Here is a 23,347-nt window from a genome sequence, read left to right as displayed (position 1 = left end):
GTTTATTTGAGCATGCCTGCCAGCTTCGCCCAGAAACCGCGCTCATCGGCGATCGGGCGAGCGGCCATGCCGCTATCGCAATCGAGGCAGAGCGCCTGCATGCCAGCGCCGCCCGTCATCAAACGCTCGAGCCGCACGGAGGCTGTACCAAGCGCCAGGCGGCGACGCTGGGCAGCGTAGGAAATCAGGTCGCGCGCGATGGCTTCGTCCACGCCGCGTTCGCTTTGTGTCAGTTGTTCGATGAGCGAAAGGAACGGCTCGCGCTTATTCCCGAGGTAGCGCGGATGCCACTCGCCTGCGTCCAGCTCGGCCTGTTTCGCGGCATAGGCTAGCGCTTCGTCCAGGCCGCCCATGGCATCGAACAGCCCGTTCTGACGAGCGGCGACGCCCGACCACACCCGGCCCTGCCCCACCATGTCGACCTGTTCCGGCTTCCAGCCGCGGTTCTTGGCCACGAGCCCGATGAAGCGGCTATAGCCCGCTTCGATATTGCTCTGGATGATGCGATCGACTTCGGGCGTGAAGCCGGCGATCGGGTCGGGCTGGCCGGATAGCGGCGTCGTGCGCACGCCGTCGCTGTAGACATCCCAATCGGCGAGGAAATCCTCGAAAGTCGGGATCAGGCCGAAAATACCGATCGAGCCGGTAATCGTACCGGGTTCGGCGAAAATGCGATCGGCCGGGGTCGAAACCCAATAGCCTCCCGAGGCCGCGACATTGCCCATCGAGACCACGATCGGCACGTCCTTGGCCTTTACCCGCGTGATCGCGCGGCGAATCGCTTCGGACGCCGTCACCGAACCGCCAGGCGAATCCACCCGGACAACCAGCGCGGCCAGATCGTCATCGGCCGAGGCCTGATCGATCAATTCGGCAATCCTGTCTCCACCCGCGGTGCCGGGGCCGGCTTCTCCATCGACGATTTCGCCCGCAATGGTCACGACCGCGATCGGACGGCCTGCATCATCGATCTCGAGATTGGCGTCGTAGGTATCGAACCCGGTGTTGGCGAAATGGCCTGCGCTGTCGTCAGCCGGATCCTTGCCGACCTTGGACGCCACGTAATCGCCGAACTCTTCCCAGCTGCCGAGCTTGTCGACCAGACCGGCATCGAGCGCGGCCTTGGCGGTGTCGCCCCCAGAGGCTTCGATCCATTCCGCCGGCGCAGAGGTGATCCGTTCGAGCTGGATCTTGGGGCGCGCAGAGACGACATCCTGCCGGTAAAGCTCCCAGACATCGCCATAGAGAGCCTCGCGAGCGGCCAGGCTGGGAGCCGATGCCTTAGAAGAGGTATAGGGTTCGACCGCATCCTTGAACGTGCCGACCTTGTAGACGCGGGCATTGATCTTCAGCCGATCGAGCAGCGCGCCGAAATAAAGCTGTTCGCCGCCCGGCCCGGCGATCATCGCCGCTCCCAGCGGATCCAGCCAGACCTCGTCGGCGTGCGCTGCAAGCAGCATCGCGTCGTCGGTGTAGAACAGCGAGTGGACATAGACCGGCTTGCCCGCATCGCGCGCGATATCGAGCGCTTCGCCGATATCCTGCATGTGGATGAAGCCGCCGCCCAGGAACCGCGACAGATCGAGCACGACGGCCTTGATCCGGTCGTCCTCCGCCGCCGCCTCGATCGAGGCGACGAGATCGCGGGCGCGATATTCGTTGATCTGGGGCGTGGGCGAAAGCAGCGCGTCGAACGGATCGACCTCGGCGGGCTCTTCGACCACCACGCCATCCAATTGCAGGAACAACGCCCCGTCGCGCACCGCATCGGCACTCGGCCGCATCGTCAGCAGCGCATAGAGCGCGGCGAAGAACAGCAGCATGAAAATAAGTACGAGCCCGTCCTTGATTCCGACGAGCAGCTTCCAGACCTTGCGTGCGAATACCATCCCGCCGCCCTACAATGACGGCGCGCGGGCGCAAAGGCGAAACCGCTTGAGCGTACGATACCGCTCGACTAGGGGCTTGGCTTTAATGACAGCTTCGGAAAATCCGCACCGCTCCCGCTATCCATCGGGATCGCTGGCCTTCCCGCACGGCTCGCTGCTCGGCATTGCCGGGCTCGAGCGGCACGAGATCCTGTACCTGCTCGACGAGGCCGAGAATTACGTCGCGCTCAATCGCGAGGCGAAGAAGCATTCCGATGCGCTTTCGGGCCTGACCATCATCAATGCCTTCTTCGAGAATTCGACCCGAACGCTGCTGAGCTTCGAAATCGCGGGCAAGCGCCTGGGGGCCGACGTTGTCAACATGCACGCCGCGCAAAGCTCTGTTAAAAAAGGTGAAACGCTGATCGATACGGCGGTGACGCTGAACGCGATGCGAGCCGATGCGATCGTCATCAGGCACGGCAGCTCGGGCGCGGTGCAGCTGATCGACGAAAAGGTCGATTGTCCGGTGCTCAATGCCGGCGACGGCAGTCACGAGCACCCGACGCAGGCTCTGCTCGACGCGCTGACGCTGCGCCGGGCGATGGGAATTGCGGGCGGAGAAGCGCTGGACGGGGTGAAGATCGCCATTTGTGGCGACATCCTCCACAGCCGTGTCGCGCGCTCGAACATGATGTGCCTGACCGCGCTGGGGGCGCGGGTCCGCGCTTGCGCCCCGCCCTCATTGATGCCCGCGTCGATCGAGGCGCTGGGCGGGGAGCCATTCTACGATTTCGACGCCGCGCTCGATGGTGTCGACGCGGTCATGATGCTGCGCGTGCAAAACGAGCGGATGGAGGGACAATTCATTTCCTCGACGGCGGAATATCGCCACCTCTACGGACTGACGGCGGAGCGCCTCGACGCCCGCGCACCCAATGCGTGGATCATGCATCCCGGCCCGATGAATCGCGGGGTAGAAATCGACAGCGATGTCGCCGAGCGGGAAAAGTCCCTCATCACCACGCAGGTTGAAATGGGCGTCGCCATCCGCATGGCATGCCTCGATGTGCTGACCCGCAGGGCGCGCGGTATGGAGGGCTGGGCATGAGCGATCTCGTCATCACCGATGCACGCCTGCTTCTTCCCTCCGGCGCCGAGGCCGGATCGCTGACCTGCCGGGGTGACCGAATCGCGGCGCTTGGCGAGGAAACCCGGGCCGGTGCGAACAGCTTCGATGCCGCCGGTGCAATCCTCGCGCCCGCGATCGTCGATCTGGGCGTGTTCGCAGTCGACAAGCCCGCCTGCCATGCAGGGGGCATCGCGCGTGTCGGCCTGATGCCCGATAGCGAAATGCTCGATTCGCCTGCCCCGATCCGCTTCGCCGCGCGCAGCGGAAAGCCGGATCTGTGGGTTCATCCGATCGCCGCTGCGACTCGCTCGTTGGCGGGCAAAGAGTTGACCGAGTTGGCGCTGATGCGCGAGGCCGGGGCGCGGGCGGTAGCGACGGGACGCAAATGGATCGCCGACAGCGGCACGATGCTCCGCGTGCTGCAGTCCTGCGCCGCGCTGGACCTCACCTGCATCGTCACCGCCGAGGATAGCGGACTTGCGGGCGACGCCGTGGCAACCAGCGGACCGATCGCGACGCGGTTCGGCTTGTCTTCTGCCCCGGCAGAAGCCGAGGCACTGGCCATCGCGCGCGATCTGATGTTGGCCGAGATGAGCGGCGCCCGGGTGCACTTCCGCCAAGTGACCACCGCGCGCGGGCTAGAACTGGTGCGCCGCGCCCGTGCAGACGGTCTCGATGTGACCGCCGGAGTCAGCCCGGGCTATTTCATGCTCTCGGACCTCGCGATTGCCGATTTCCGCACCTATGCGCGGCTGTCACCGCCGCTGCGCAGCGAAGACGATCGGCAGGCGGTGCGCGAGGCGATCGCCGACGGTACGATCAGCGTCGTATGTTCGAGCCACGACCCGCTCGGCAGCGAGGACAAGCGCCTGCCGTTTGCCGATGCCTCGCCAGGAATGGCGGGAGCGCGTACGCTGCTGCCACTCACGCTGTCGCTGGTGCGCGATCGCGTGATCGACCTGCCCCGCGCATTCGACCTGCTGGCTGCCGAACCCGCGCGGTTGCTGGGGCTGGAGACCGGGCAACTCGCCGAGGGATACGCGGCAGATCTGGTGCTGGTCGATCCCGAAAAGCCGTGGATCGTCAACGCACAGGACGGCACCGACACCAACACGCCGTTCGATCGCCAGGGCGTCGAAGGCCGCGCCTTAGCGCTGTTCAAGGGCGGCAAGCGGATCGCCTGATCAGTAGCGCTTCGCCATAAAAAAGGGCGCCCGACCATCCGGACGCCCTTTTAAACTAGTTTCGATTGCCATCCGTTCGGGCGAGCCGCCCTTAGCGGCGAGCGCGCTGGGTCCGGCCGACGGCTTGCGGGCCACGGCGATCGGCAATCGCCAGACAGCCTTCACCGCTGCGCGCCATCGTGCCGCACATCGCCTTTGCGCCCGAACGATCGAAACCGGCAGCCTGTACCCGGTAATAGGTCTTGCCGCGAACATTGGCGGGCGTGATCAGGCGTTCGAATCCCTTCAGCTCCGGATTGCGGGCGAGATAGATATTCCACGCTTTCTCGGCACGTGCGCGGCTCGAGAAGCTGCCGAGCTGGACCAGATGGGTGCCATCGTCGGCCTTGCTTACCGCACGCGGCGATGCATCGCGCGCCACCGCGGACGCGGACACCGAACGCGGGGCGATGGCCTGCACGATCGGCTTGGATACGTAGCGCGAGCGTGGCGATTCGGGTGCTGCGGCAATAGCCACCGGCGCAGAGGGAGCTTTCGCTCGCGAACCGGAGAGAGGCGCCATCGGCGCCGCTTCGATGCCGACCGGATCGGCGGCCGCGAGGCTCGCAGGCTCCGCTTCCACGGGCGCGGACGCGAATTGTGCGGCGCCAGGATAATTGGCGAGCGCCAGGCGCTGCGGCTGCCCCGGATCGGCAATGACGGGAGCATCGATCAGCGCGGCGACGCGGTGGCGGACCATCTCCGGTCGCGCAGTCGACGCCCATTGCGCCATCCGGTTGCCTAGCTGATCGGCCGGAACGTCTTCGGCGGCCATGATCCGAGCTTCGCGCCACATCCCCGCCAGCGCATAGCTGTATGCGAGGTTCTGGCGCACCTTGGCGGTGTTTTCCCCGTTGCGCAGCGCGTCGGAGAGGATCGAAATGCCGCCACGCGGATCGCCTGCCAGAGAGACAGCGAGCCCGAGATCGGCCGGAGCGATATCGCCGCGCTCGGCCGCGAGAACCTCGAGCGCATCGTCGGCTTTACCGCCGCCGATCCTGGCTAGCGCCAGGCTGAGCGCGGTGCGCGCCGATTGGTCGCCCAGACGGCGCGCGTCTTCATACGTAGTCGCGGCGGCTTCGAAGCGGCCGGCGCGCAGATAGGCATTGCCCAGTCCGGCGCGGTAGCCGGCATCGCGTGGCGCGCCCAGAACGGCGGCTTCGGCGGCGCCGATCGCCGCATTGGTCCGCCCTTCAGCGAGCATCGCCTTGGCTTCGGCAGCGCTGACATTCGACGGCGCGGCCTTTTCGCCCATGGTGCAACCAGCCAGCAGCACCACCGAAAGCACGCCGGTTACGGCATTGCGCATCGCGGCCCGGCTTCCGGCATGGTTGGTTTCAGCGGCTTTCATCGTCTGCTTCCCCCCGTCAATTCGAACGGTCTGTATCGCCGACATGGGCGGCGATTTCGGCGATTTCGTCTTGTGCGTCGAGCCAGCAATCGAGCGCTTCGGTAATCAATTGCTGGGCGCTGCGGTTCTTCAGCGTACAGGCGAGCCGCAGCTTGAGATGGCGTTCGGGATCGATGCGCAGCGTGAAGGCGGCCTTGCGCCCCTTCGCGATGGCCTTGCGGCGCGGCGCCGCAGGCAGCGCGCCAGCGGCGATCTTCTTGGCGGCTTGCTCGCGCTCGCGCACCACTTCCGGCTTGTCCGAGACGGCTGGCGTATCGATGGCGACACGTCCGGCGAGCGCGATCACATCGGCTGCCTGCGCATCGCGCTGCTCGTTGGCAGGCTCGGGCACGTCCTCGCCCATGTCGTTCCAGCCGAGTTCGTCCTGCGGATCGTTTCCGGGTGCGAAGGCGTGAAGTTCATGGGTGCCGAGCGGCTGCACTTGCGGGCGCATGGCAGGTCTTGCCGCACCCTTGCGGGCGAGCAAAGTCGGAGACAGCGATGCGAAACCGGCCTGGGTCATCATGCGCTCTCCTTAAGAGCCCGCAACGCGGCGACCGAAGCCCCCGCCCTGCGCTCGTGGCTGCCCGGGGATCTGCGAAACGCTTGCCGGAGCGGCGAATACGGTGCGGCGGAAATTCTTCTCGAGCCGGTCGGCGACATAGGTCCATAGCGCGGTGATTTCCGCGGCCGAGCGGCCTTGCGGATCGACTTCCATCACCGTGCGACCGTCGATCATCGAGGCGGCGAAATCGGTGCGGTGGTGAACCGTGATCGGCGCCACCGTGCCGTGCTGCGACAGCGCGACCGCGGCTTCGGACGTGATCTTGGCCTTGGGCGTCGCGCCGTTGACGACAAACACCAGCGGCTTGCCGGCGCGTTCGCACAGATCGACCGTCGCGCCCACGGCTCGCAGATCGTGCGGGCTCGGGCGGGTCGGAACGACGATCAATTCGGCGACCGAGATCACCGACTGGATCGCCATGGTGATCGCCGGCGGCGTATCGATCACCGCCAGCTTGAAACCTTGCTGGCGCAGGATCTGCAAGTCGTTGGCAAGCCGCGCGACGGTGGTCTGCGCAAAGGCGGGAAGCTCCGCCTCGCGCTCGTTCCACCAATCGGCGAGCGAGCCCTGCGGGTCGATGTCGATCAGCACGACGGGACCGGCGCCCGCCCGCTGGGCCTGTACGGCGAGGTGCCCGGACAAGGTCGTCTTGCCCGATCCACCTTTCTGCGAAGCCATGGCTAGAACACGCAAGGCTGTCGTCCCCCCAAATCAGTCAAATGGCACACGAATAGTGTTGGTCACGATGAAGAGTTCGCAGAACGGTCCTAATTTCGGGTTAACGGCGATCGGCATTCCTGCGCCCCTTTCCGAAGCCGGATAAGGCGGGATTCACCTCGTCAATCATACGTGTTATGGTGAACGAAAATTAACCGCCGAACACCCGGATCGCGACCGAACAGCGACCGAGCACCGACCGAACAGTGGGCAGGACCATGCGTAACAGACAGACCATCATTGCAGCCGCGTTTGCGAGCGCCCTCGTCGCCGGATTGCCCGCCCCGCTGGCGGCGCAGGATTCGCTGATCATCAGCGGGAACGACGCCGGGGTCGAAGCGGCCAGCAGCGGAGACTTCGCCAAGGCCGTCAGCGTTTGGAAACCGCTCGCCGATGCGGGCGATGCCGATGCGCAATACAATCTCGCCCAGGCCTACAAGTTCGGCCGCGGGGTCGAGACCGATCTCGCCGAGGCCGAGCGCTATTATGGTCTTGCCGCGAAACAGGGGCACTGGCGCGCGGCGGACAATTACGGCCTGCTGCTGTTCCATCGGGGGGCCAAGGCCGACGCGATGCCGTTCCTGCAGGACGCGGCGATGAGAGGCGATGCCCGGGCGCAATATCTCTATGGCCTCGCGCTGTTCAACGGAGACCTCGTGGGCAAGGACTGGGTCCGCGCCTATGCGCTGGTAACGCTGGCGCAGAATGCCGGGCTTGGCCAGGCGACGCGTGCCCGTGTGCAGATGGATGATTTCATCCCGATCGAGCAGCGCCGCCGCGGCGTCGCCCTGTCGAGCGATATTGCCGAGCAATCCGAAGCGCGCCGCCAGCAACAGGCCGACGCCGCCGATTACGGCATCCCCACCCCGCCGCAGACCGCCGCGGTCACGCCGACACCGGTACCGGCGCCGAGACAGACCACGCCGCGCGCGACCCCCTCGAGCCCGGACGCCGCGGGCGCGGACTACACTCTGCCGCCTGCCGAAGCGCGTGCCGATGCGACCACGCCGACGCCGACTCCTTCGGTCCAGCCCCGGCCCGCGCCCGCTCCGCGCGATTCCGCCCCGGCTGCGCCCGATCCCAAGCCGGCCGCGATGACCGGACCGTGGAAAATCCAGCTCGGCGCGTTCTCGGTCGCCAATGGCGCCGATCGCCTGTGGGCGCGTCTCGAAAGCAATCCCGCCCTCGCAGGGGCGCAGAAGGTGCTCGACCGTTCGGGCAACATCACCCGGCTCAAGGCCGGGGGCTATCCCACCCGCTCGGCAGCACAGGCCGCGTGCAACAGCCTCAAGGCTGGCGGGCAGGACTGCCTCGTCACACGCTAGACGAAAATCGTCTGTGATGCCGCGCGCTGGCTAGGCGGACGCGATGCTTTGCGGCATGACCCCTTCGACAGGAGGGAATTCATGGCCGAAACCACCGCCGCTGCGGCTGCTGCCGTCGACCAGCCGCGCACCGAAATCGCACCGATTGCGCAATCGGGCGAACGCATCGTCACGCTCGACTGGGTGCGCGGGATCGCCGTGCTCGGCATTCTCGCCGCCAATATCGTCGCCTTCGGCCAGCCGATGACGGCCTATATGTATCCCGATGCCTTCACCGTTCCGCATTCGGATGCCGAAGACTGGATGTGGGTCGCCCAATTCGTGGCGATCGATGGCAAGATGCGCGGTCTTTTCACGCTGTTGTTCGGAGCCGGGCTCTACCTGTTCATGGAAAAAGCCTGGGCGGCGGGAAATACGCGCTGGCTGCAGGCACGGCGCCTAGTGTGGCTGATGCTGTTCGGCCTCGCGCATTTCTTCCTGATCTGGCGAGGAGACATATTGTTCTCCTACGCTGTGTGCGGACTGGTCGCGCTGCTGTGTCTGAGATGGACGGCGAAGACCCAGCTCATCGTCGGGCTCGCCGGGACAGTGCTCGGTTTCCTCGCCTATCTCGCCATGCTCGGCTTTGCGCCGTTCGTCGTCGATGGCCCGCTCGGCGAACAGGAAGCGATGCAGGATCTGCGGACGGCGATGGTCGAGCAGCAGGAAGCGCAGCTCGAGGACGGTCGCGAGCAGACGCGAATCATCACCGAGCAATCCTACGGCGATTTCGTTGCGTTCAATATCGATCACACGGGCGAGCTGGGCTTCATGTTCATCGTCTGGCTGTTCGAGACCCTGCCGCTGATGCTGGTGGGGATTGCACTCTATCGAATGGGCATGTGGACCGGCGGCATGCGTCGCGATCGCCTGCTGTTATGGGGCTGGCTTGGTTTGCTCGGCGGCGGCGCGTTGAGCCTGCTCGTCGGCTTGTGGGCACTCGACAACGGCCTCACCTACTACGGGACGCAGTCCGCTTTCGTCGCCTTCTGCGCAATGCCGCGTTTCGTCATGACACTGGGGCTTGCCGCACTGCTCGCCGCCTATGGACCGGGCGCCACCGGCTGGCTTTCGCAGCGCCTGTCGGCGGCGGGTCGCGCGGCTTTCACCAACTATCTCGGCACCTCGATCGTGATGTTGTTCGTGTTCCACGGCTGGGCCGGCGGCTTGTTCGGCGAGCTGGGTCGCACCGAGCTATACGGCGTGGTGCTGGCGATGTGGGTGCTGATGCTCGCCTGGTCGAAACCTTGGCTTGCGCGCTTCCGCTACGGACCGTTCGAATGGCTGTGGCGCTGTCTAACCTACGGACGGATTTTCCCGCTTCGACGGTGACTTGAACCGAGCGCGACTAGCGCGAGGCAAGGCCGACCGGCCGCCCGCAGGTGCCGCGAAGCAAAGCGGAGCAAACAGCGCCGAGGATGTCCGCCCGGATGGGTGGACACACGACAACACCCAGACTTGCTATTGCGACCGCCTCGCATTAGAACGACACTTGCGAATCAATCGCAGGAGACGCGCCGCCCATGTACGTTTGCATCTGCAACGCCATCCGTGAGAACGATCTGCGCCGCTGCGCCAAGCGTTGCGGCGGCGATGCGGAGGCCTGTTACGCGGCGCTCGGCAAGATGCCGAGTTGCGGAACCTGCCTCGATCGCGCCGACGACATCCTTGCCGAAGAGCGCGAAATGGCGTTCTCTCCCGCCCGGGCCGCCTGATCGCGGCGCCCACCTCAAGCTACTGAAAATCGCTCGCAAGTGGCGGAATTCCGCCATTTTTTATCGCCCTCCCCCTTGCCCTGCGCGGCTATGGAGCGCATGAGAGCGTTCAGCGCAGACCTATCCATTCCAGTACAGGTGATACCATCATGAAGGGCGACCCGCAGGTCATCGACTATCTCAACAAGGCGCTCACCAACGAGTTGACCGCGATCAACCAGTACTGGCTGCACTACCGCGTCCTCCACGATTGGGGTGTGCACAAGCTCGCCGAATACGAGCGCCACGAATCGATCGACGAGATGAAGCACGCCGATATCCTCGCCGAGCGTGTGCTGTTCCTGGGTGGCCTGCCCAATTTCCAGGCAATCCACAGCCTCAAGGTCGGCGAAACGGTCGAGGAAATCCTCAAGGCCGACCTGGCGATGGAAAACGAAGCCATCCCGCTGCTGCGCGAAGCCGCCGAGCATTGCCAGAAAGTCCGCGATTTCGTTTCGGGCCAGCTATTAGAGGACATCCTCAAGAGCGAGGAAGAGCATGTCGACTTCCTCGAAACCCAGTTCGACATGATCGCCCGCATGGGCTTGGAAAACTACGTCCAACTGCAGAGCAAGCCTGCCGGGGATGGCGGCGAGGGCTAACCCGCCTCTCGCCACCGGTCATTTCTCTCAGTCGTCGGTGAGCTCCGCGCGCCGACGCAGGATCTCGCGACTTTGGAGGCGGCGCTTGTGGGCGCTGCCGCTCGCCAGCCGCGTTTCGAGCAGGAACAGCATCAGGCCGACCATCAGGAGTGCCATCGTCAAGATCCACGCGACAGCCGTCAGCGTGCCGATCTGCGGGCGGATGAAGGCCGAGATGAACAGCAGCGCGACGACCACGCAGATCGTCAGCGCCGAAGCGGTGCTGAACATCACCGCGCGCTGGGCGTAGACGCGGCGCTGCTGCAGGACCGGCATTTCCTCGCCCAGCCTGCCAGCCTTGCCCGCATCGAGCGCCCGCTCGATGTTTTCGATCCGGGTGGCGATCCAGATCAGGCGACTGGTCATCACATTCATCATCGCCCCGATCGCGGCGAGCAGGAAGACCGGCGCCAGACTGAGCTGCACGATGTGCTGAACCCGGGTGGTGCTGGCGGTGCGCTCAAGCAGATCGCCTGCAATTGTGGTGTCGACAGCAGGAAGCAGGATATCGAACATCAGGACTGGCCGCTGTACTTGCCGCCGCCGCCCTTGTTCGCATCGTAGGGATTCTTCGGGCTGCGCAGGTTCACGCGTACGGGCACGCCTTCGAGTGCGAAGGTCTTGCGGATGCCGTTGACGAGATAGCGCTCATAGCTCTTGGGCAGCATTTCGAGCCTGGTCCCGAACACGACGAAGCGCGGGGGCCGGGTCGCGGCCTGGGTAATGTAGCGCAGCTTGATCCGTTTGCCCTTGGGCGCGGGCGGCGGGTTGTTCAGCATGGCATCGTCGAACCAGCGATTGAGCGCCGCAGTCGGCACGCGCTTGGACCAGGTCTCGCGCAGTTCGAACGCCGCGCCCAGCATCGGGTCGAGGCCCTTGCCCGTGATCGCGGAGACGGCGAACACCGGTAGGCCCTTCACCTGTGCCAGCCCTTCGCCGAGCGCTTCCTTGATCCCGTTGAACAGGCTGGACGCGTTCTCGGCAATGTCCCACTTGTTGATCGCGATCATGAGCGCACGGCCTTCCTCGACCGCCATGGCAGCGATCTTGAGGTCCTGGTGCTCAAGCCCCTGCGTCGCATCGAGCAGCAGCACGACAACTTCGGCGAAATCGACCGCGCGGCGCGCATCGGCGACCGAGAGCTTCTCCAGCTTTTCGACCACCTTGGCGCGTTTGCGCATCCCGGCGGTGTCGATCAGCTTGATCTCGCGCGTCTCGCCGTCGCGCGGATCGGTCCATTCCCAATCGACCGCGATCGAATCGCGCGTCACCCCGGCCTCGGGGCCGGTCAGCAATCGGTCTTCACCCAGCAAGCGGTTGATCAGCGTCGACTTGCCCGCATTGGGACGGCCGACGATCGCCAGCTTCAGCGGGCCGAGCGGCTCGTCTTCTTCGCTGTCGGGATCGAACGGCTCGTCCTTCTCGGGCTGCTTGAATTCGATATGCGGACGCAGCGCATCGAACAGATCGGCCACGCCTTCGCCGTGTTCCGCAGAGAGCGGCACCGGATCGCCCAGGCCCAACGCATAGCTTTCGTAAATTCCGCCCTCGCCCGCGCGGCCTTCGGCCTTGTTGGCGACCACGATCACCGGGACTTCCTGCTCCCGCAGCCAATTGGCGATTTCCTCGTCGAGCGGCGAAAGCCCCGCGCGCGCATCGATCACGAACAGCGCAGCATCTGCCCCGTCGAGCGCAGCCATGGTCTGCTGGCGCATCCGGCCCGACAGCGTCTTGACGTCCTCGTCCTCCCACCCGGCGGTATCGACCGCCTGGAAATCGAGCCCGAGCAGGCTCGCCTCGCCTAAGCGGCGATCGCGGGTAACGCCGGGCTGATCGTCGACCAGGGCGAGCTTCTTGCCCACCAGCCGATTGAATAGCGTGGATTTGCCGACATTTGGGCGGCCGACGATGACGACGGTGGGAAGGTTGGAGGCCATGGTGCGCGCAATTGGGCGTTCGGGCGACGATTGGCAAGGTGATTGCGTCATGCCTGCACCGGGCTTACGGGCCGACCATGAGCACACGCCCCTCCGAAGAACCGGGCAAATCCGGCCTCCCCGCAGCGCTTGCCGCCTACATTCTCTGGGGTCTGATGCCGATCTACCTGCTCACGGTGAAAACCGTCCCGGCGGTGGAATTCGTGGGTTGGCGCATCCTCTGGACGATCCCGATCTGCCTGCTGCTCGTGACCTTGCGCAAGCAATTGGGCGAAGTCGCCGCGATCCTGCGCAACCGGCGCGCGATGCTGGTGCTGATGGGCGCTTCCGCCCTGATCGCGATCAATTGGATCGTCTATGTGCTCGCGATCCAGCAAGGCAATGTCTACGCTGCGAGCCTGGGCTATTACATCAACCCGCTGGTCAACGTGTTCCTCGGCACCGTGGTGCTGGGCGAGCGGATGAGCCGGCGATTGTGGATCGCCGTGGCGCTGGCGGGCGTCGGCGTGGCGATCCTGCTGGCAGGTGCACTCACCACGCTGTGGATCAGCCTGACGCTGGCATTGAGCTTCGGCACCTATGGCCTGCTCAAGAAAACGGTCCAGGCTGGGGCGTTGCCGGGACTGACGGTCGAATCGATGCTGCTCGCGCTGCCTGCCGCCGGGGCGTGCTGGTATTATGCCCAGACGCCCGCCGGGTCCGCCTTTACGCAATCGACCGAACTGTCGGCGTGGATCATGCTGGGCGGCGCACTCACCGCGATCCCGCTGACCCTTTTCGCCGTGGCCGCGCGGCGGATGGATTATTCCTCGCTCGGCTTCATCCAGTTTCTCGCCCCGACCATGGTCTTCATCCTCGGCCTGACGGTGTTCGACCAGCCGCTGCAGCCGGTGCAATTGGCAAGCTTCGGCTTCATCTGGGCCGCGCTGGCGCTGTTCGTGTGGGAATTGTGGCGCGGGCGCAAGAAGGCCCCCCTCCCCCCCAAGGCGGCGGCGTCGGGCGGCTAGTCAAACGCCTTCACGGCCCTTCAGTTCTTCAGTGTCCAGCCGAGCGTTTCGCCCGCGTGGAACGGGACCACCGGCGTGCCTGCGGCATCGATACTGTCGGGCACCACATGCGCCTCGCGCGCCAGTGTGACTTGCGCGGCGTTGCGCGTCAGGCCGTAAAAGTCAGGGCCGTGGAGGCTGGCGAAGCCTTCGAACCGGTCGATTGCCCCTTCCTCTTCGAACACCGCAAGATAGCTTTCGAGCGCGAAGGGTGCGTTGAAAATCCCCGCGCAACCGCAGGCATTTTCCTTGGCCGCGCGATCATGCGGCGCGCTGTCGGTGCCAAGGAAGAACTTGGGGCTGCCCGAGGTCGCTGCCGCGCGCAAGGCGAGGCGGTGCAGCTCGCGCTTGGCCACCGGCAGGCAATAGGCATGCGGCCTGATCCCGCCCACCAGCATGGCGTTGCGATTGATATGGAGGTGCTGCGGAGTGATCGTCGCCGCCACGTTCGGCCCTGCCTGGGTCACGAATTCGACCGCCTGCGCGGTGGTGATGTGTTCGAACACCACCTTGAGATCAGGCAGGTCGGCGACCAGCGGGGCGAGCACGCGGTCGATGAATTCGGCTTCGCGATCGAACACGTCGACATCGGCGTCGGTCACTTCGCCATGCACGCACAGGACCATGCCGATCTGCGCCATCCGTTCGAGCACGCCGCGGATATTGGCGACATCGGTCACGCCATGGGCCGAATTGGTCGTCGCATTGGCGGGATAGAGCTTGGCCGCGGTGAACACGCGCGCCGCGAACCCTGCGGCGATATCGTCGGCATCGGTAGCGTCGGTCAGGTAGCAGGTCATCAGCGGCGTGAAATCGCTGCCATCGGGCAAGGCGGCCATGATCCGGTCGCGATAGGCGCGCGCGGCCTCGGTCGTGGTCACCGGCGGAGAGAGGTTCGGCATCACGATCGCGCGGGCGAATTGGCGCGCGGTGTGGGGCGCGACTCCGCGCAACAGGTCTCCGTCGCGAAGGTGAACGTGCCAATCGTCGGGGCGGGTGATCGTGATGCTGTCGGTCATGGGGGGTTCGCTTAGCCTCGGGCGCACCTATATTCCAGCCATGACCCACAGCCGTACCCTACTGGCCGACCGCGCCGTGATCCGCCTTTCGCCCACCGATGGAGAGGAGGATGTCGCGGCCTTCCTGCAGGGGCTCGTGACCAACGATGTCACCGGGGACCTGCCGGTCTATGGGGGGCTCCTCAACGCGCAGGGCAAGGCGATCGCCTCTTTCTTCGTCTGGCGCGAGGGCGACGATCTTCTGCTGGATTGCGAAGCGGTGGTCGCGGCGGAGCTGGTCAAGCGCCTGTCGCTCTATCGCCTGCGCCGGAAGATCGGGATCGCGGTCGACGAGAGCATCGCGGTCCACTGGGCGCGAGAGGGCGCGGACGGCGCGGTTGACCCCCGTCTGCCCGCGCTCGGTCATCGCTGGCTCGGCGCACGCGAGGGTGAGGATGCGTCGGACGACTACCGCGCCCATCGCCTGTCGCACGGCGTTCCCGAATCGGTCGAGGAGATCGGCGATCTCCTGTGGCTCGAAACCAATGCTGGCGAGTTGAGCGGCGTGTCCTTCACCAAGGGCTGCTTCATCGGCCAGGAAAACACCGCGCGGATGAATTGGCGGCAAAAGGTCAACCGGCGCTTGGTGGTGGTGCCACTCGGCGAATCGGACGGAAAGCGGCAGCGGGTCAGCTATCCGGCACTCGATCTCGCGGTCGATCATTTGCGGGTATCGGACATCCCTTCCGGCCACGTACCCGACTGGCTCGATCTCGGATGAAGCCTAAGCCTCGCGCTCGGCCTCGTTGAGGGCCAGCGAGGCGGCGAGCATCTGTTCGGCGCGGTCGCGGGCCGATGTGCGCGGCAGCTCGAGCGATTTGGCGAGCGGCTGCCCCATCAGCGCGTCGCCCAGCGCCATCAGCACCAGCGTCAGCGTGTCTTCGCGCACGCGGCGTTTGGCTTCGTTGCAATCTGCCTCCGACGCCACTTCGTCCACCACCCGGTGGATCGTCTCGACGATCGGGTCGAGCGCGTCTTCATTGCCCGACAGGATCATCCAGCTCGCAAGCTGTCCGGCGCCTTCGCGATCGAACGCATCGAAAGCGAGATCGACCACTTCGCGCGGCGATCCGAGGCCGGCGCGGTTGGCGCGGACCACCTCGATGATCGTCTCGCATACGGTTTGCGCGAGATATTCGGCCAGCGCCTTCTGCAGCCCCGAAGCCGAACCGAAATGGTGCAGCAGATTCGCATGGGTCCGCCCAATTCGCCCCGCGACCGCCTTGAGCGTGACGCTTTGCGGACCGGTTTCGATCAGCAGCGCGCGCGCAGCCTGCAACGCACCTGCGCGGCTTTCCTCGGGTGTCAGACGTTTGCGCGTAGCCATCGGGCTCTCTCTATGCCGCTTGCGCCGTCATGCAAGGATCATCGGCTTCCAGGTCCAGCGCAAACAACCGGGCTCGCGCCTTTCCGCCGCGCCCCTTGCTGTGACGTTCGGCAAAGCGACCGGTCGGCACGAAGCCGGCCTTTTCAAGCACCCGGCCCGAGGCGGGATTATCGACATAGTGGCCCGCGACCAGCCGGCGGTGACCACACAGCCGCGCGATCTCGATCACCGCGCGTGCGGCCTCGGTGGCAAAGCCCCGCCCCCAGAACTTGCGCGCAATCCAGTAGCCGATCTCGACCTCGCCTTCATGCCGTCCCATCCCGGCACTGCCGACCAGTTCCCAGCCATCTGCGGTAGGCAGGACGAGCAGGAAGTGCGGCGCACGCGGATCCTGCGGGATCGCGGCGTATTGTCGCGCATCGGCCTCGTCATAGGGCCAGGGCGCATTGGCAAGATTGCGCACCACGGTCTCTTCCGCGACTGCGGAATGGATCGCCTGCCAGTCTTCGGGCCATGGTGGCCGCAACAGCAGCCGTTCGGATCTGTGAAACATTCGTCTTCCCCTCTTGGCCCGACCTCCTCCGAAGGCCGGAAACGCGAGGGAGACTAAAAAAGGGAGACGGGTCTGGCCCCTCTCCCTCATTGGCCGGTTATACCACCGGCGGGGGCCGTCCCGTTGGACAGCCCCGTTCTGGCTGTCCGCTATTCCGCGGCGACTGCCATCTCGTCAATCGATACGTATTTACGATCGAGCTTGCCCGAGTGGAATCGCACACGACCGCCGGTAAGGGCAAAAAGGGTGTGATCCTTGCCCATGCCGACGTTGGCGCCCGGATAGAATTTGGTGCCGCGCTGACGCACGATGATGTTGCCCGGAACAACGATTTCGCTGCCGAACTTCTTCACGCCAAGACGACGTCCTGCCGAATCGCGACCGTTGCGCGAGGAACCGCCTGCTTTTTTATGTGCCATGGCTCAATAACTCCTGACCGGACGAATCCGGCTTACTTCTTTTCGGTCTTCTTCGCAGCCGTTTTCTTGGCGGCGGGTTTCTTCTCGGCGGCGTCCTTCTTGGGAGCAGCCTTTTTCGGCGCGGCCTTCTTCGCCGCAGGCTTGTCGTCCGCCTTCTTGGCGGGGGCCTTCTTCGGAGCCACCTTCTTGGCGTCTTCCTTCGGAGCCTCGTCCTTCTTCGGCGCGGCCTTCTTCTCCGCCTTGGCATCGCCCACCTGGGTGATGCGCAGCAGGGTCATCTGCTGGCGATGACCGGCCTTGCGGCGATAATTGTGGCGGCGGCGCTTCTTGAACACCACGACCTTCTCGCTCTTGGCCTGAGCAATGATCTCGGCCGAAACCTTGACCTTGGCGGCATCCTTGATGTCTTCGCCATCACCGGCCAGCAGGACATCGCCCAGCTGGATGGTGTCGCCGGCTTCGCCAGCGAGCTTTTCGACCGCGATTTTGTCTCCGGCGGAAACCCGATATTGTTTTCCGCCCGTGCGCACGACTGCGAACATGGTGCTTACTCTTTATCCGTTACTGTAAGTCAGCGACCCCGAAAAGCCGCACTTCGACGTCGCGCGGTAAGGCGCGGTAGCCGTGAAAGCGCTGCCGTTAGGCCAAGGTCGTCGCGCTGTCAACGCAAACGGTCCGGAAATCTGGCCTCTGGCGGGACGCGTCGCCCGTGCTATGGGGGCCCGCGTGAAGCGTGTCTATCCCCTTATCCTGCTAATGACGACCCTCGCCGCCTGCGCAAGCCCGCGCGGAGAGTATCCAAGCCTCGCGATTCGCGATGGCGAACGGATGGGCGGAAGCGCCGAATCGGCACCGCCCGCGCCGCCTGCACCGCGCCAGCCGCTTTCGACCGACATCGACACCCGCGTCAAACAATTGCGCGAACTCGGCAAAGCCAACCACCAGGAGTTCGCCGACGTCGAGGCCAGAGCTGCGCGACTCGTTTCTGCCGCGCGCGGCACTCCGATCACGTCGAAGGCCAATGCCTCGGCCCAGATTGCGCTCGCCGAACTTCAATCGGCGCACGATGCAACGCTGGCCGTGCTCGCCGAGCTCGACGTGCTGCTGGCCGAAGCGACGATCGCCGACGCGCTGATGCAGGATATTGCAGAGGCACGAAATGAGCTCGCGGCCATAACCAGCGACGAACTGGCACGCCTTGCGAAACTGGGCGGGAATTTGAGCAACAGATGACCGAACCACTTGCCTGTGCCCAATGCCCGGTGCGCGATCGCGCTGCCTGCGCCTCGCTCAACGACGAAGAGCGCCGCGAACTCGCCCGAAGCGGGCGCACCAAGCTGCTCGGCGCCGGCGAAACACTGTTTGCCGCCGGTGACGACAACGCGAATTGCGCCACGCTCGTAACCGGCGCGCTCAAGATCGTCTCGCTCTCGCCCGATGGCACCGAACGCATCCTGTCGCTGATCCACCCTGCGGGGTTCGCGGGCGAGTTGTTCGCCCCCTTCACCGATCACGACATTGTCGCCCTGACTGAGAGCCGGGTGTGCCTGTTCTCGCGTCCGCAATTCGAAGATGCGATCGATCGGTTTCCTAAATTGGGCGCCGCGCTGCTGCGACGCACGCAGGAAGATCTCCACGATGCGCGGCGCTGGCTCGATCTGGCGCAGAGCGGTGACGCGCGCCACAAGGTCGGCGGCGCGCTGATGGCCTTTGCCAAGGCCGCCAGCGATTCGCCGTGCCACCCCGCCAGCACTTTCGAGCTTCCGTTAAGCCGGGCCGAGCTTGCCTCGCTACTCGGCCTCACGATCGAAACGGTCAGCCGTCAGATCACCAGGTTCGAACGCGATGGCGGGATCCAGCGCCACGGAAAACGCGGGATCGAATTGCTCGACCCCGCGCTGCTTGCCGAAGCCTGACGCCAGGCTCTTCAGGCCGTCATCCCCCAGATCGCAACGATCGCAATACCCCACATAAGCACGACGGCGGGCACGATGTAGAGCTGCGCCATCGCCGAGATCGCCGAAACCCGACCATTGAGCGTCATTACGCCGCGCTGGGTGAAATCCGACCAGCTGCGTTTCCAGGCCGCATTGGGCGGACCCATCCGCGCCCACAGCGCCGGAACCGCGAACAGCGCCACGGTGAAAAGAGCGAAGATCGCCCTCGGGATCAGCAGGCCGGGCGATGCGAGCCCGAAACCCATCACCGCGAGATAGGCGAGGAACACGCCGCAAATGCCGAGGTGGACGGCGGGCGGAAAATCGAATGTGCGGACGACTTCGACCGGTTCGACCTGCGGTTCGGCAGGCGCAAACTGCGGCAGGATGTCCGCAATCGCATCGATTTGCGCGCGTTCGAGATGTGTGGTCATGGCTGTTTCCTTCCTTTCGGGAAACAGCTTTGAGCGCCTTGGCCGAAGCCGGCTTTGATGCAGGTCAAAAAGCCGCGACTATTTTGTCAGCGGCAGATATTGTCCCGTAATCCCCGGCGCTGCAGCGAGATAATCCCGCGCACGGTCGATCGCTGCCTCGTCGCTCGAAGCGATCGCGTTGACCCGCCGCGGCGCGGCCTCGCGCGCGAGCTCCTGCACCGCTCCGAGACGCCATTTGCGGTGCGTATGGTCGGCGGGCGGAAGGACCAGCAGCACATCCGCGGCCTCCTCGCGCACCTTCCCGGTCCACTCGGCGTGGAACGCCGCCGCGGCATCCAGCGGTTCGGCGGGCAGCGAGGCGATCCGCACCAGCTTCATTCGCGACGCTCGCGCGTCAGCGTGATCCCGATCTTCTCGCCCGCTTCGGCGATGGCGAGCTTGACGATCTTCACCTCCACCTTCTCGACGCGCTGATCCTGCAGGAACAGTGTTTCGCAGACGTGATCGGCCACCGCTTCGATCAGCTTGAAATGGACGCCCTCGGGCAAGGCCTCGGATCCGGCGAATTTCAGATCCATGTAGTTCTTGCTGTCTGCCAGCGGAGTTTCCGCATCGTAGGACGCCAGAGGCTTCATCCACACGCGGATGGTGAAGCGCAGCGGCTGCGCCTTGCCGGTCTCTTCGGAATAGATGCCGGTGAGCACATCGTGCTCGAAATCGGCCACTTCGAGGATCAGGCTATCGGCCACGGTCACGCTCCTGCTATGGACAGCGCGAGCGCCGTGACACAGGCGGCAACGGACTGTCCAGAGGGGAACCGATTATGGCTGCAACGACGAAGCACGGATGGGCGCTGTTGCTCGGCAAGATTGCACTGACACTGGCGCTGATCGCCGCAGCGATCGCCGTCGTGGGTACGACGCTCGCGCGCTACGACGTGATCGACAAGCTGGCCGGTTTCACGGGCTTCGTCCTGCCACTGCGGCCGCTGTTCAACCTCGGCGAGCTTCCGGTCAATACCGCCATGCTGATCATCGTGCTGGCGCTGCTCGCGCTGGTGCTCGGCTGGATCCTGGCGCGGCGAACGAGCAAATCGGCGCTCCTCGCGATCGTGCTGGCGGGCGCATTGCTGGGCACAGGTCTGTGGTTGCGGGGCGAGGCGGCGAAATATCCGGCGATCCACGATGCCACCACCGATCTCGCCAATCCGCCCGCCTTCACCGCGCTCGACATCCCGGCAGACAATTTGCGCGGTGTGGAAACCGAAGCCGAATGGCGCAAACTCCATGCCGAGGGTTATCCCGACCTCGAGACCGTGACGATGCCCGGCACGGTCGCCGAAATGATCGCGCGCGCCGAGCAGCTGGCTAGGACGAAGGGCTGGACGATCATCATGAGCGATGCCGAAGGTGGCCACCTCGAAGCGGTCGCCTATGCCGGGTGGTTGCGCTTCGAGGACATCGTCTCGCTTCGGGTCGAAGTCGCTGGCGAGGATTCGGTCACGGTCGACATGCGCTCGATCAGCCGGGTGGGTGTGAGCGACCTTGGCTACAACGCAAAGCGTATCCGCGCCTTCCTGGGCGAGCTGGCACCGACAAGCTAGGCGTTCGACCAGCGGGCGAAGAGCGCGGTCGGCAGGATCCGGCCGCCCTCGCCTTCTTCGCGCACGGCCAGTTCGCCGAACTCGACCGTGCCCGGCAGATGCGCCAGTTTTTCGGCCAGCAACTGGCCGAGCGACAATGCGCTCATCCGCACGGCATAAACGGTGAGGAACAGGAAGCGGCTGTCGGGATCGAGCAGTTGGCCGCAATCGTCGATCAGCGCGGGCAGCCCTTCCTCGATCCGCCAGGTCTCATTCTTCGGCCCGCGCCCGAATTTGGGCGGGTCAAGAATGATCCCGTCATAGCGGTTCTCCCGCCGGACCTCGCGCGCGGCAAATTTCATTGCATCGTCCACCAGCCAGCGGATCGGGCGGTCCTCCATCCCGGACATCGCGGCATTCTCGCGCGCCTGGGCGACCGATTTCTTCGACGCATCGACATGGGTAACAGGGCCCTGCTCGCTCAAAGCGAGGCTGCCGACGCCGGTGTAACCGAACAGGTTCATCGTTGGGCGATCAGCGCTTTCGTCCCGTGACCCCAATTGCGCGCCCATCCAGTCCCACACCGGAGCCATATCGGGAAAGAAACCGAGATGGCGAAACGGCGTGCATTGCGCGGTGAATTTGGCCGCACCCCGATGGAGCGTCCAGCCGTCCTCCGGCACCTCTGGCGACAGGTTCCAGCGTCCGCCGCCATCCTCGTCGCTGCCGGGTACGAATTCGCCATCGGCAGGCCATTCGTCGAGCCGCGGTTGCCACAGCGCGAGCGGTTCCGGCCGGATGAAGCGGAACCGGCCATAGCGTTCGTATTTTCGCCCGTTGCCGCTGTCGATCAGGCCGTAATCGTCCCACGCCTCGCCGATCATCAATTGCGGCGCGGCACACAATGCCACGCTCATGCCGATGGACCTGCCAACTTCCGCACATGCCCGGCAATAGCCTCGGCATCGGCATCGACGACCTCGTAAAGCTCGGGCCGGGCGAACATCTCTTGCAACGCCTCGGTCATCGGTGGACGCTCACCCAGCGCGGCGGCAACCGCATCGGGGAACTTGGCCGGATGCGCAGTGCCGAGCGTCACGATCGGCACATCGTGTGGCAAATCGGAATGCAGCGCGGCATGAAGCCCTGCCGCGGTATGCGGGTCGATGACCTGTCCCGCACGCTCATTCGCCCAGCGAGTCGCCGCGACGATTGCAGGCTCATCGGCGCTGGCGCTGGAAAAGCGCGCGTCGACGAGATCGCGCTGCGCATGGGTCAGGTGGAAGCGACCGTTTTCCGCCAGCGCCTTCATCTGTTCGGGCACCGCTTCGCGATCGGCCACGAACAGCATCCGCTCGAAATTGCTCGCGACCTGGATGTCCATCGCGGGCGCGGTGGTCGCCAGCGCTTCGCCGCGTTCGTACAGACCGGTCGTGAATGCGCGGTGGAGGATATCGTTGGAATTGGTAGCGATAATCAACCGCTCGATCGGCAGCCCCATCGCCCGCGCGACGTAGCCTGCACAGGCATTGCCGAAATTGCCGCTCGGCACTGCGAATGCGACCGGGTGCTCGATCGCATTGAGCTTGGCCGCAGCGGCGAAATAATACGGGACCTGCGCGGCGATCCGCAGCCAGTTGATCGAATTGACCGCGCCGAGCCGGAGATCGCCCACCCCTTCGGCGAAGAGTTGCTTCACCAGTCGCTGGCAATCGTCGAAACTGCCGCGCACGGCGAGATTGACGATATTCGGCGCGTCGACCGTGGTCATCTGCCGTCGCTGGACTTCGCTGACCCTGCCTTCGGGATGCAGCATGACGAGCGCGATATTGGGCCGACCGGCCACCGCCGCGATCGCAGCGCTTCCCGTGTCACCGCTGGTCGCGCCGACGAGGACCAAGGGACGCTCGCCGACCAGTTCGGCCAGCACACGACCGAGCACTTGGAGGGCGAAATCCTTGAATGCGAGCGTCGGCCCGCGAAACAGCTCGAGCAGCCAGTGCCGTCCGGCCAGCGGGACCAATGGCGCCACCTCGGGATCGTCGAAGCCCGCATAGGCCTCGATACACAGATCAAGCAGCCGCTGGTCGTCGATGGCATCGCCGATGAAGGGCGACAGGATCAGCGCAGCAAGATCGGGATAGGGCAGCTCGGCAAGCTCGGCGATCCGTTCAGCGGGCAATTGCGGAATCGCTTCGGGCATCCACAAGCCGCCGTCGGGCGCGGTGCCCGACAGGATTGCATCGCGAGCCGAAGAGGTGGCTGGTCCGCCGCGGGTGGAAACGTAACGCATGGTCCCATTCGCTAGCTGCCCCTCCCGCCATCGGCAAGGCGGGGACGCGGCTTTGACCGCGATCGATTGAAAAACCGCAGCCCCTCTGCTAGTGCTCGGCAACCAAA

Annotated in this window: 27 protein-coding genes; 11 read left to right on the top strand and 16 right to left on the bottom strand. The window is 65.1% G+C overall.

Translation table 11 applies throughout. From position 1 onward, the window contains the following. Window positions 1-2: 2 nt before the first annotated feature. Complete coding sequence (gene sppA / locus GRI68_RS00910) at window positions 3-1,889, bottom strand: signal peptide peptidase SppA (RefSeq protein ID WP_160615272.1); 1,887 nt, start codon at window positions 1,887-1,889, stop codon at window positions 3-5. Window positions 1,890-1,974: 85 nt separating this feature from the next. Here sppA and GRI68_RS00905 point away from each other — a divergent pair, with 85 nt between their 5' ends. Both GRI68_RS00905 and GRI68_RS00900 read left to right on the top strand, forming a co-directional pair. Continuing rightward, complete coding sequence (locus GRI68_RS00905; protein WP_160615271.1) at window positions 1,975-2,979, top strand: aspartate carbamoyltransferase catalytic subunit; 1,005 nt, start codon at window positions 1,975-1,977, stop codon at window positions 2,977-2,979. Beyond that, window positions 2,976-4,184, top strand: a complete 1,209-nt coding sequence (locus tag GRI68_RS00900) for a dihydroorotase (RefSeq protein ID WP_160615270.1) — start codon at window positions 2,976-2,978, stop codon at window positions 4,182-4,184. Before GRI68_RS00905 ends, GRI68_RS00900 begins: the two co-directional genes overlap by 4 nt. Before the next feature lie 91 nt (window positions 4,185-4,275). Here the strand turns inward: GRI68_RS00900 and GRI68_RS00895 are convergent, their stop codons facing one another. The 3 genes from GRI68_RS00895 to GRI68_RS00885 are packed head-to-tail and all read right to left on the bottom strand — an operon-like array spanning window position 4,276 to window position 6,871. Then, the gene (locus GRI68_RS00895; protein WP_160615269.1) at window positions 4,276-5,574 is read right to left on the bottom strand and encodes an SPOR domain-containing protein; all 1,299 of its coding nucleotides are present in this window, start codon (window positions 5,572-5,574) and stop codon (window positions 4,276-4,278) included. Window positions 5,575-5,590: 16 nt separating this feature from the next. Then, window positions 5,591-6,139, bottom strand: a complete 549-nt coding sequence (locus GRI68_RS00890) for a hypothetical protein (RefSeq protein WP_160615268.1) — start codon at window positions 6,137-6,139, stop codon at window positions 5,591-5,593. Window positions 6,140-6,148: 9 nt separating this feature from the next. Next, entirely contained in the window at window positions 6,149-6,871 is a 723-nt protein-coding gene (locus GRI68_RS00885) for a ParA family protein (RefSeq protein WP_160615267.1), read from the bottom strand. A gap of 242 nt (window positions 6,872-7,113) precedes the next feature. Here GRI68_RS00885 and GRI68_RS00880 point away from each other — a divergent pair, with 242 nt between their 5' ends. The 4 genes from GRI68_RS00880 to bfr all read left to right on the top strand — a co-directional run bounded on the left by GRI68_RS00880 (window position 7,114) and on the right by bfr (window position 10,615). Continuing rightward, on the top strand, window positions 7,114-8,220 hold the full coding sequence (locus tag GRI68_RS00880; RefSeq protein ID WP_160615266.1) for an SPOR domain-containing protein: 1,107 nt from the start codon (window positions 7,114-7,116) through the stop codon (window positions 8,218-8,220). 81 nt (window positions 8,221-8,301) lie between these two features. Continuing rightward, complete coding sequence (locus GRI68_RS00875; protein WP_160615265.1) at window positions 8,302-9,591, top strand: DUF418 domain-containing protein; 1,290 nt, start codon at window positions 8,302-8,304, stop codon at window positions 9,589-9,591. Between the two features lie 191 nt (window positions 9,592-9,782). Beyond that, window positions 9,783-9,974: a (2Fe-2S)-binding protein gene (locus tag GRI68_RS00870; RefSeq protein WP_160615264.1), complete on the top strand. Its 192-nt coding sequence runs from the start codon at window positions 9,783-9,785 to the stop codon at window positions 9,972-9,974. A 149-nt stretch (window positions 9,975-10,123) separates the two neighbouring features. Continuing rightward, window positions 10,124-10,615 carry a bacterioferritin gene (gene bfr, locus GRI68_RS00865; RefSeq protein WP_160615263.1) on the top strand — a complete coding sequence of 164 codons (492 nt, stop codon included), beginning with the start codon at window positions 10,124-10,126 and terminating at the stop codon, window positions 10,613-10,615. A gap of 27 nt (window positions 10,616-10,642) precedes the next feature. Here the strand turns inward: bfr and GRI68_RS00860 are convergent, their stop codons facing one another. Together GRI68_RS00860 and der are read right to left on the bottom strand one after the other, a co-directional pair. After that, a complete protein-coding gene (locus GRI68_RS00860; protein ID WP_160615262.1) occupies window positions 10,643-11,170 on the bottom strand; it encodes a DUF2721 domain-containing protein in 528 nt (175 codons plus the stop codon). Continuing rightward, entirely contained in the window at window positions 11,170-12,591 is a 1,422-nt protein-coding gene (gene der, locus GRI68_RS00855) for a ribosome biogenesis GTPase Der (protein ID WP_160615261.1), read from the bottom strand. Before der ends, GRI68_RS00860 begins: the two co-directional genes overlap by 1 nt. A gap of 77 nt (window positions 12,592-12,668) precedes the next feature. Here der and rarD point away from each other — a divergent pair, with 77 nt between their 5' ends. Continuing rightward, complete coding sequence (gene rarD / locus GRI68_RS00850) at window positions 12,669-13,598, top strand: EamA family transporter RarD (protein ID WP_160615260.1); 930 nt, start codon at window positions 12,669-12,671, stop codon at window positions 13,596-13,598. A 20-nt stretch (window positions 13,599-13,618) separates the two neighbouring features. Here the strand turns inward: rarD and pyrC are convergent, their stop codons facing one another. Continuing rightward, on the bottom strand, window positions 13,619-14,656 hold the full coding sequence (pyrC, locus tag GRI68_RS00845; protein ID WP_160615259.1) for a dihydroorotase: 1,038 nt from the start codon (window positions 14,654-14,656) through the stop codon (window positions 13,619-13,621). A 40-nt stretch (window positions 14,657-14,696) separates the two neighbouring features. Between pyrC and ygfZ the strand changes: the two genes are divergently transcribed. Then, window positions 14,697-15,416, top strand: coding sequence for a CAF17-like 4Fe-4S cluster assembly/insertion protein YgfZ (gene ygfZ, locus GRI68_RS00840; protein ID WP_160615258.1), 720 nt, complete (start codon window positions 14,697-14,699; stop codon window positions 15,414-15,416). Window positions 15,417-15,419: 3 nt separating this feature from the next. Here the strand turns inward: ygfZ and GRI68_RS00835 are convergent, their stop codons facing one another. The 4 genes from GRI68_RS00835 to rplU all read right to left on the bottom strand — a co-directional run bounded on the left by GRI68_RS00835 (window position 15,420) and on the right by rplU (window position 17,536). Further along, on the bottom strand, window positions 15,420-16,022 hold the full coding sequence (locus tag GRI68_RS00835; protein ID WP_160615257.1) for a TetR/AcrR family transcriptional regulator: 603 nt from the start codon (window positions 16,020-16,022) through the stop codon (window positions 15,420-15,422). A gap of 10 nt (window positions 16,023-16,032) precedes the next feature. After that, window positions 16,033-16,575, bottom strand: coding sequence for a GNAT family N-acetyltransferase (locus GRI68_RS00830; protein WP_160615256.1), 543 nt, complete (start codon window positions 16,573-16,575; stop codon window positions 16,033-16,035). Window positions 16,576-16,724: 149 nt separating this feature from the next. After that, entirely contained in the window at window positions 16,725-16,994 is a 270-nt protein-coding gene (gene rpmA / locus GRI68_RS00825; protein WP_160615255.1) for a 50S ribosomal protein L27, read from the bottom strand. Window positions 16,995-17,026: 32 nt separating this feature from the next. Beyond that, on the bottom strand, window positions 17,027-17,536 hold the full coding sequence (rplU, locus tag GRI68_RS00820) for a 50S ribosomal protein L21 (protein WP_160615254.1): 510 nt from the start codon (window positions 17,534-17,536) through the stop codon (window positions 17,027-17,029). 214 nt (window positions 17,537-17,750) lie between these two features. Between rplU and GRI68_RS00815 the strand changes: the two genes are divergently transcribed. Together GRI68_RS00815 and GRI68_RS00810 are read left to right on the top strand one after the other, a co-directional pair. Then, a complete protein-coding gene (locus GRI68_RS00815) occupies window positions 17,751-18,227 on the top strand; it encodes a hypothetical protein (RefSeq protein WP_160615253.1) in 477 nt (158 codons plus the stop codon). Beyond that, the gene (locus GRI68_RS00810; RefSeq protein ID WP_160615252.1) at window positions 18,224-18,910 is read left to right on the top strand and encodes a Crp/Fnr family transcriptional regulator; all 687 of its coding nucleotides are present in this window, start codon (window positions 18,224-18,226) and stop codon (window positions 18,908-18,910) included. Before GRI68_RS00815 ends, GRI68_RS00810 begins: the two co-directional genes overlap by 4 nt. Window positions 18,911-18,921: 11 nt before the next feature. Here GRI68_RS00810 and GRI68_RS00805 read toward each other — a convergent pair whose 3' ends face one another. The 3 genes from GRI68_RS00805 to GRI68_RS00795 form a co-directional block, all read right to left on the bottom strand. Further along, window positions 18,922-19,365: a hypothetical protein gene (locus GRI68_RS00805; RefSeq protein ID WP_160615251.1), complete on the bottom strand. Its 444-nt coding sequence runs from the start codon at window positions 19,363-19,365 to the stop codon at window positions 18,922-18,924. 78 nt (window positions 19,366-19,443) lie between these two features. Continuing rightward, on the bottom strand, window positions 19,444-19,743 hold the full coding sequence (locus GRI68_RS00800) for a Rossmann fold domain-containing protein (protein ID WP_160615250.1): 300 nt from the start codon (window positions 19,741-19,743) through the stop codon (window positions 19,444-19,446). Then, entirely contained in the window at window positions 19,740-20,114 is a 375-nt protein-coding gene (locus GRI68_RS00795; protein ID WP_160615249.1) for a dihydroneopterin aldolase, read from the bottom strand. The genes GRI68_RS00800 and GRI68_RS00795 overlap by 4 nt, the downstream gene beginning before the upstream one ends. 74 nt (window positions 20,115-20,188) lie before the next feature. Between GRI68_RS00795 and GRI68_RS00790 the strand changes: the two genes are divergently transcribed. Next, the gene (locus GRI68_RS00790) at window positions 20,189-20,968 is read left to right on the top strand and encodes a DUF1499 domain-containing protein (RefSeq protein ID WP_160615248.1); all 780 of its coding nucleotides are present in this window, start codon (window positions 20,189-20,191) and stop codon (window positions 20,966-20,968) included. On the opposite strand, the gene GRI68_RS00785 is transcribed toward GRI68_RS00790, so the two are convergent. Continuing rightward, window positions 20,965-21,864 carry a class I SAM-dependent methyltransferase gene (locus tag GRI68_RS00785; RefSeq protein ID WP_234028675.1) on the bottom strand — a complete coding sequence of 300 codons (900 nt, stop codon included), beginning with the start codon at window positions 21,862-21,864 and terminating at the stop codon, window positions 20,965-20,967. The two genes, GRI68_RS00790 and GRI68_RS00785, sit on opposite strands and share 4 nt — an antisense overlap. After that, entirely contained in the window at window positions 21,861-23,240 is a 1,380-nt protein-coding gene (gene thrC / locus GRI68_RS00780) for a threonine synthase (RefSeq protein WP_160615247.1), read from the bottom strand. Before thrC ends, GRI68_RS00785 begins: the two co-directional genes overlap by 4 nt. Between the last annotated feature and the right edge of the window lie 107 nt (window positions 23,241-23,347).

This window comes from Alteriqipengyuania halimionae, from assembly GCF_009827575.1.
GTDB lineage: Bacteria > Pseudomonadota > Alphaproteobacteria > Sphingomonadales > Sphingomonadaceae > Alteriqipengyuania_A > Alteriqipengyuania_A halimionae.
The sequence above is the reverse complement of the archived record's forward strand: the minus strand, read 5'-3'. Positions and strand labels throughout refer to the sequence as shown.

Coding starts and splice junctions, on each gene's coding strand:
- sppA (WP_160615272.1), bottom strand. CDS start 1,889: ATGGTATTCGCACGCAAGGTCTGGAAGCTGCTCGTCGGAATCAAGGAC.
- GRI68_RS00905 (WP_160615271.1), top strand. CDS start 1,975: ATGACAGCTTCGGAAAATCCGCACCGCTCCCGCTATCCATCGGGATCG.
- GRI68_RS00900 (WP_160615270.1), top strand. CDS start 2,976: ATGAGCGATCTCGTCATCACCGATGCACGCCTGCTTCTTCCCTCCGGC.
- GRI68_RS00895 (WP_160615269.1), bottom strand. CDS start 5,574: ATGAAAGCCGCTGAAACCAACCATGCCGGAAGCCGGGCCGCGATGCGC.
- GRI68_RS00890 (WP_160615268.1), bottom strand. CDS start 6,139: ATGATGACCCAGGCCGGTTTCGCATCGCTGTCTCCGACTTTGCTCGCC.
- GRI68_RS00880 (WP_160615266.1), top strand. CDS start 7,114: ATGCGTAACAGACAGACCATCATTGCAGCCGCGTTTGCGAGCGCCCTC.
- GRI68_RS00875 (WP_160615265.1), top strand. CDS start 8,302: ATGGCCGAAACCACCGCCGCTGCGGCTGCTGCCGTCGACCAGCCGCGC.
- GRI68_RS00870 (WP_160615264.1), top strand. CDS start 9,783: ATGTACGTTTGCATCTGCAACGCCATCCGTGAGAACGATCTGCGCCGC.
- bfr (WP_160615263.1), top strand. CDS start 10,124: ATGAAGGGCGACCCGCAGGTCATCGACTATCTCAACAAGGCGCTCACC.
- GRI68_RS00860 (WP_160615262.1), bottom strand. CDS start 11,170: ATGTTCGATATCCTGCTTCCTGCTGTCGACACCACAATTGCAGGCGAT.
- der (WP_160615261.1), bottom strand. CDS start 12,591: ATGGCCTCCAACCTTCCCACCGTCGTCATCGTCGGCCGCCCAAATGTC.
- rarD (WP_160615260.1), top strand. CDS start 12,669: ATGAGCACACGCCCCTCCGAAGAACCGGGCAAATCCGGCCTCCCCGCA.
- pyrC (WP_160615259.1), bottom strand. CDS start 14,656: ATGACCGACAGCATCACGATCACCCGCCCCGACGATTGGCACGTTCAC.
- ygfZ (WP_160615258.1), top strand. CDS start 14,697: ATGACCCACAGCCGTACCCTACTGGCCGACCGCGCCGTGATCCGCCTT.
- GRI68_RS00835 (WP_160615257.1), bottom strand. CDS start 16,022: ATGGCTACGCGCAAACGTCTGACACCCGAGGAAAGCCGCGCAGGTGCG.
- GRI68_RS00830 (WP_160615256.1), bottom strand. CDS start 16,575: ATGTTTCACAGATCCGAACGGCTGCTGTTGCGGCCACCATGGCCCGAA.
- rpmA (WP_160615255.1), bottom strand. CDS start 16,994: ATGGCACATAAAAAAGCAGGCGGTTCCTCGCGCAACGGTCGCGATTCG.
- rplU (WP_160615254.1), bottom strand. CDS start 17,536: ATGTTCGCAGTCGTGCGCACGGGCGGAAAACAATATCGGGTTTCCGCC.
- GRI68_RS00815 (WP_160615253.1), top strand. CDS start 17,751: ATGACGACCCTCGCCGCCTGCGCAAGCCCGCGCGGAGAGTATCCAAGC.
- GRI68_RS00810 (WP_160615252.1), top strand. CDS start 18,224: ATGACCGAACCACTTGCCTGTGCCCAATGCCCGGTGCGCGATCGCGCT.
- GRI68_RS00805 (WP_160615251.1), bottom strand. CDS start 19,365: ATGACCACACATCTCGAACGCGCGCAAATCGATGCGATTGCGGACATC.
- GRI68_RS00800 (WP_160615250.1), bottom strand. CDS start 19,743: ATGAAGCTGGTGCGGATCGCCTCGCTGCCCGCCGAACCGCTGGATGCC.
- GRI68_RS00790 (WP_160615248.1), top strand. CDS start 20,189: ATGGCTGCAACGACGAAGCACGGATGGGCGCTGTTGCTCGGCAAGATT.
- GRI68_RS00785 (WP_234028675.1), bottom strand. CDS start 21,864: ATGAGCGTGGCATTGTGTGCCGCGCCGCAATTGATGATCGGCGAGGCG.
- thrC (WP_160615247.1), bottom strand. CDS start 23,240: ATGCGTTACGTTTCCACCCGCGGCGGACCAGCCACCTCTTCGGCTCGC.